Annotated in this window: 5 protein-coding genes; all 5 read left to right on the top strand. The window is 46.9% G+C overall.

The genetic code is table 11. The features are described 5' to 3' along the window. Window position 1: 1 nt before the first annotated feature. Window positions 2-1762 carry a nucleoside-diphosphate sugar epimerase/dehydratase gene (locus tag UTO39_RS22190; protein WP_320728117.1) on the top strand — a complete coding sequence of 587 codons (1761 nt, stop codon included), beginning with the start codon at window positions 2-4 and terminating at the stop codon, window positions 1760-1762. A 101-nt stretch (window positions 1763-1863) separates the two neighbouring features. Then, complete coding sequence (gene rfbB / locus UTO39_RS22185; protein ID WP_320728116.1) at window positions 1864-2949, top strand: dTDP-glucose 4,6-dehydratase; 1086 nt, start codon at window positions 1864-1866, stop codon at window positions 2947-2949. Then, window positions 2949-3848 (top strand): dTDP-4-dehydrorhamnose reductase, encoded by a 900-nt coding sequence (gene rfbD, locus UTO39_RS22180; RefSeq protein WP_320728115.1) that lies wholly within the window; start codon window positions 2949-2951, stop codon window positions 3846-3848. Before rfbB ends, rfbD begins: the two co-directional genes overlap by 1 nt. 52 nt (window positions 3849-3900) lie before the next feature. Beyond that, entirely contained in the window at window positions 3901-4779 is an 879-nt protein-coding gene (rfbA, locus tag UTO39_RS22175) for a glucose-1-phosphate thymidylyltransferase RfbA (RefSeq protein ID WP_320728114.1), read from the top strand. A gap of 3 nt (window positions 4780-4782) precedes the next feature. Beyond that, window positions 4783-5167: dTDP-4-dehydrorhamnose 3,5-epimerase (rfbC, locus tag UTO39_RS22170; RefSeq protein ID WP_320728113.1), on the top strand; the 385-nt coding region annotated here is incomplete at its 3' end.

Genomic DNA, 5167 nt, shown 5'->3' with positions numbered 1-5167 from the left:
GATATATAGTACGGAGCATTGGGTTTTTATTTTCTCAATAATTTTAGTTACTCTGGCAATATTTGTTAAATTAGGGCTGTATCGGGCTGTAATTCGTTATATTACGGCCAAGATATTATTAGTAGTAATGATGGGGATGGTCATATCGTCCATTTTGCTTATTATCGCAGCGTTCTATACCAACCTCTATTTGCCGAGAACGATTCCTTTTATCTATTTCTCATTCGGTCTGCTACTTATTGCCGGATCACGGCTTGGGATGAGGATGTTGGTGAATCGTGGGTTGAATCTGGGTACTCGGGTAGTTATTTATGGTGCAGGTGCATCGGGTCGTCAATTACTGCCTGCGCTGAGCCAGATGGACGAATATTACCCCGTTGCTTTTGTCGATGATAACCGTGCCCTGCAAGGTCAGGTGATTCATGGGGTAAGCGTCTTCGCACCAGAAAAACTGCCCTGGCTTGTTGAGAAATACGAAGCGAAGAAAATTCTGCTGGCCATGCCAAGCGCAAGTCGGGCCAGAAAAAACGAAGTCATTAAAACCCTTGAAGGTCTGCCGTGCGAAGTGCTCTCCATACCGGGAATGGTCGATCTGGTGGAGGGGAAGGCAAGTATTGATTCCTTGCGGAAAGTCGTTATTACAGACCTGCTGGGCCGCGATCCTGTCTCACCCATTCCGGAACTGATATCCCGTAATATCAACGGGAAAACAGTGATGGTTACCGGGGCAGGGGGGTCTATAGGGTCTGAACTATGCCGACAAATAATTAAAAATAAGCCAAATCAGCTTATTTTGTTCGAATTGTCCGAGTTCTCCCTCTATTCCATTGATTCCGAACTACGTAATTTGAATCTGGGTCAGGATTTTAAGGTTAAAATCTATCCAATCCTCGGAAACGTTCAGGATAAAGAGCATCTCGAAAGGTTAATCAGAGCATTCAACGTCGATACAATTTATCATGCTGCGGCGTACAAGCATGTACCGCTTGTCGAGTTCAACGTACTTGATGGCGTGCGCAATAATATCTTTGGTACGTTGAGTTGCGCTCAGGCCGCGGCAAGTTGCGGTGTTGAAAACTTTGTCTTGATTTCGACTGATAAAGCCGTTCGCCCTACCAATACCATGGGGGCGACCAAGCGCATGGCGGAGCTGGTGCTGCAAGCGCTGGCGAAGGAATCCGGTAAAACCTGCTTCAGTATGGTTCGTTTCGGCAACGTGTTAGGCTCATCAGGCTCAGTTGTGCCGTTATTTGAAAAACAGATTGCTGCAGGTGGACCGGTGACGCTGACTCACGAAGATATCACGCGTTACTTTATGACCATTCCTGAAGCGGCTCAATTGGTTATCCAGGCGGGAGCCATGGGTACGGGCGGCGATGTTTTTGTCCTGGATATGGGGGAGCCCGTCAAGATCATCGATCTTGCACATCGCATGATTACCTTACAAGGACTCACCGTTCGTGATGATAAAAATCCTTATGGTGATATTGCGATAAAAACGACGGGTCTGCGCCCGGGTGAAAAACTGTATGAAGAGCTGCTTATTGGCGACAATGTCTCTACAACACAGCACCCGCGTATCAGGACTGCTAACGAGGTGATGTTGCCGTGGAGTGAGATGAGCATTATTCTCCGCGACCTCGACAACGCCTGCTGTCAGTTCGACTACGAGCGCGTGCGAGAGATACTTTTACAGGCACCTGCAGCATTCAATCCAACCGACGGTATCTGCGATTTACTTTGGAATGAAAAGGTAAGTTAATATAGCAGATTGTCAGTTTCTCGCACCGGATGCTTTCCGATAGTTATCGGGGCGAAGGAATATAATTAATTGTTTCTGAAAACATTAAGAGTAAAATAAACGTGAAAATTCTGGTCACTGGTGGAGCAGGCTTTATTGGGTCTGCAGTGGTACGACACATTATTAATGATACGCAAGACTCTGTTATTAACGTCGATAAACTGACTTATGCAGGAAATCTTGAATCGCTGGCGGATGTCTCACTCAGCGAACGCTATCATTTTGAACATGCCGATATCTGCGACAGCAATGCCATGGCGCGTATTTTTGCAGAGCACCAGCCGGATGCGGTGATGCACTTGGCGGCCGAAAGCCACGTTGATCGCTCAATTACCGGCCCGGCAGCCTTTATCGAGACTAACATTGTTGGCACCTATGTACTGCTGGAAGCAAGCCGCCAATACTGGTCAGCGTTAGATGCTGATAAAAAAGCGTCTTTCCGTTTCCACCATATCTCAACAGATGAAGTCTATGGCGATCTTCCGCATCCGGATGAAGTGGCCAAGGGAGCTGAACTGCCGCTGTTTACTGAAAAAACGGCCTATGCCCCAAGCAGTCCCTATTCTGCTTCTAAAGCGTCCAGCGATCATTTGGTCCGTGCCTGGCTGCGTACCTATGGTTTCCCTACCATTGTGACTAACTGTTCTAACAATTACGGTCCATATCACTTCCCGGAAAAACTTATCCCGCTGGTCATTCTCAATGCGTTGGAGGGTAAAGCCCTGCCTGTTTACGGTAAAGGAGACCAAATCCGCGACTGGCTGTACGTAGAAGATCACGCCCGTGCGTTATACACCGTGGTAACCCTGGGCAAGATTGGCGAAACCTATAACATCGGCGGCCACAATGAGAAGCAGAACCTTGATGTGGTAAATACCATCTGCTCATTGCTGGATGAAATCGTGCCGAAGGAAGGTTCCTATCGTGAGCAGATAACGTATGTGGCTGACCGCCCGGGTCACGATCGCCGCTACGCGATTGATGCAGAGAAAATTGGTCAGGAGTTGGGCTGGAAGCCTCAGGAAACTTTCGAAAGTGGTATTCGTAAAACCGTAGAATGGTACCTTACGAACACAAAATGGGTAGAGAACGTGAAAAGCGGCAGCTATAAGTCTTGGATTGAAGAAAACTATGGAGATCGCGCTTGATGAATATTCTTCTGTTCGGTAAAACCGGTCAGGTGGGTTGGGAGCTACAGCGTGCTCTGGCACCGCTGGGCAATTTGATTGCGGTTGACGTCCATTCGCAGGAGTATTGCGGTGATTTCAGCAACCCTGAAGGCATTGCAGAAACGGTGCGCCGCATTAAGCCTGATGTCATCGTCAATGCGGCTGCGCATACGGCAGTCGATAAGGCCGAGTCAGAACCCGAATTTGCCCAGCTGCTGAATGCCACGAGTGTCGAGGCGATTGCCAAAGAGGCCCAAAAATTGGGAGCCTGGGTTGTTCACTACTCTACTGATTATGTATTCCCGGGTAATGGCGATACGCCGTGGCTTGAAACGGACGCCACAGCGCCGCTTAATGTGTATGGTGAGACCAAACTTGCTGGTGAAAAAGCGTTAAGTGAAAATTGCTCACGCCATTTGATCTTCCGGACTAGCTGGGTTTATGCCGGTAAAGGGAATAATTTTGCGCGTACCATGCTGCGACTGGCAAAAGAGCGTTCTGAGCTGTCTGTTATTAACGACCAATTTGGGGCCCCTACGGGTGCTGAATTATTAGCAGACTGTACGGCTCATGCTATTCGGATTGCCCTGAATAAACCTGAAGTGGCAGGGACTTATCATCTGGTTGCCAGTGGTACAACAACCTGGTACGACTATGCCTCTCTGGTATTTGATGAAGCGCGCAAAGCAGGAATTGAACTGGCATTAAAGCAGCTTCATGGGGTGCCGACCAGTGCGTACCCTACGCCTGCAAAACGTCCGGCAAACTCGCGCCTCAATACGTTAAAGTTCCAGCAGAATTTCAACCTCGTACTGCCTCAGTGGGACGCGGGGGTTAAGCGTATGCTGACTGAGTGGTTTACAGCGACAGCGATTTAATAATGATCGGGATGCCTGGGAGTGGGCATCTTATGACTATAGAGATGATGAAATGAAAACGCGTAAAGGTATTATTCTGGCGGGTGGCTCTGGTACTCGTCTGTATCCAGTGACAATGGCTGTTAGTAAACAATTATTGCCTATTTATGATAAGCCGATGATTTACTATCCGCTTTCAACGCTGATGCTGGCTGGTATTCGAGATATCTTAATTATTAGTACTCCGCAGGATACACCGCGTTTTGAACAACTTCTGGGTGATGGAAGCCAGTGGGGGCTGAATCTGCAATATAAAGTCCAGCCAAGCCCAGATGGTCTGGCGCAGGCTTTCGTTATTGGCGAAGAATTCATTGGTAATGATGATTGTGCCCTGGTGTTGGGGGATAACATTTTCTATGGTCACGACCTTCCTAAATTGATGGATGCCGCGGTTAATAAAGAAAATGGTGCAACGGTCTTTGCCTATCACGTGAACGATCCTGAGCGTTACGGTGTTGTCGAGTTTGATAAAAATGGTACCGCCATCAGCCTCGAAGAAAAACCTCTGAAACCGAAGAGTAATTATGCGGTGACGGGACTCTATTTCTACGATAACAGTGTCGTTGAGATGGCGAAGAATTTAAAACCTTCAGCACGTGGTGAACTGGAAATCACGGATATTAACCGTATTTATATGGAGCAAGGAAAGCTTTCCGTGGCTATGATGGGCCGTGGCTTTGCCTGGCTTGATACAGGGACTCACCAGAGCCTGATTGAAGCGAGTAACTTCATTGCAACCATTGAAGAGCGCCAGGGGCTGAAAGTGGCTTGTCCTGAAGAAATTGCTTACCGCAAAGGATTTATTGATGATGAGCAGGTTAAAAACCTCGCTGCTCCGTTGTCAAAAAACCAATATGGACAATATTTACTGAAAATGATTAAAGGTTATTAATTAATGAATATCATTAAAACAGAAATACCCGATGTGATAATTTTTGAGCCGAAAGTTTTTGGTGATGATCGTGGTTTCTTTATGGAAAGTTTCAATCAGCGAATTTTCAACGAAGCTGTTGGTAAAGAAGTTAATTTTATCCAGGATAATCACTCTAAATCCAGCAAAAATGTACTTCGTGGTTTGCACTACCAACTAAAGCCCTATGCTCAAGGTAAATTAGTCCGTTGTGTCGTCGGCGAAGTTTTCGATGTCGCTGTCGATATTCGTAAAGACTCACCCGATTATGGGAAATGGGTTGGCGTACATTTGTCTGCAGAAAATAAAAAGCAATTATGGATCCCAGAGGGATTTGCTCATGGATTTTATGTTCTGAGCGATACAGCAG

The sequence above is a fragment of the Enterobacter sp. 118C5 genome, from assembly GCF_034107645.1.
Taxonomy (GTDB): domain Bacteria; phylum Pseudomonadota; class Gammaproteobacteria; order Enterobacterales; family Enterobacteriaceae; genus Enterobacter; species Enterobacter nematophilus.
The sequence above is the reverse complement of the archived record's forward strand: the minus strand, read 5'-3'. Positions and strand labels throughout refer to the sequence as shown.

Excerpts from the sequence above, each read along its gene's own strand:
- rfbD (WP_320728115.1), top strand. The coding sequence starts at position 2,949 with ATGAATATTCTTCTGTTCGGTAAAACCGGTCAGGTGGGTTGGGAGCTA.
- rfbA (WP_320728114.1), top strand. The coding sequence starts at position 3,901 with ATGAAAACGCGTAAAGGTATTATTCTGGCGGGTGGCTCTGGTACTCGT.